Source organism: Polyangium sp. 15x6, assembly GCF_029960785.1.
In the GTDB taxonomy this organism is placed as follows: Bacteria; Myxococcota_A; Polyangia; order Polyangiales; family Polyangiaceae; genus Polyangium.
The window spans coordinates 1-546 of the sequence record NZ_JASBQE010000274.1 but is presented as its reverse complement, the minus strand read 5'-3'; the positions used below and the strand labels follow the sequence as shown (position 1 = coordinate 546).

Below are 546 nucleotides of genomic sequence, written 5' to 3'. Positions count from 1 at the left end.
TGATAGACTCAGGAAGCAATCATGGTGCTCTCTGCAGATGACAAAACCAACATCAAGAACTGCTGGGGGAAGATTGGTGGCCATGGTGGTGAATATGGCGAGGAGGCCCTACAGAGGATGTTCGCTGCCTTCCCCACCACCAAGACCTACTTCTCTCACATTGATGTAAGCCCCGGCTCTGCCCAGGTCAAGGCTCACGGCAAGAAGGTTGCTGATGCCTTGGCCAAAGCTGCAGACCACGTCGAAGACCTGCCTGGTGCCCTGTCCACTCTGAGCGACCTGCATGCCCACAAACTGCGTGTGGATCCTGTCAACTTCAAGTTCCTGAGCCACTGCCTGCTGGTGACCTTGGCTTGCCACCACCCTGGAGATTTCACACCCGCCATGCACGCCTCTCTGGACAAATTCCTTGCCTCTGTGAGCACTGTGCTGACCTCCAAGTACCGTTAAGCCGCCTCCTGCCGGGCTTGCCTTCTGACCAGGCCCTTCTTCCCTCCCTTGCACCTATACCTCTTGGTCTTTGAATAAAGCCTGAGTAGGAAGCAA

At 55.7% G+C, this 546-nt stretch carries 1 protein-coding gene; it reads left to right on the top strand.

Annotation, left to right across the window (positions count from 1 at the left end):
• Positions 1–21: 21 nt before the first annotated feature.
• The gene (locus QHF83_RS53410; protein ID WP_282425899.1) at positions 22–450 is read left to right on the top strand and encodes a hemoglobin alpha subunit family protein; all 429 of its coding nucleotides are present in this window, start codon (positions 22–24) and stop codon (positions 448–450) included.
• Positions 451–546: the final 96 nt, after the last annotated feature.

What these genes read in the sequence shown, in the direction of transcription:
- QHF83_RS53410 (WP_282425899.1), top strand. Translation starts at nt 22, where the DNA reads ATGGTGCTCTCTGCAGATGACAAAACCAACATCAAGAACTGCTGGGGG.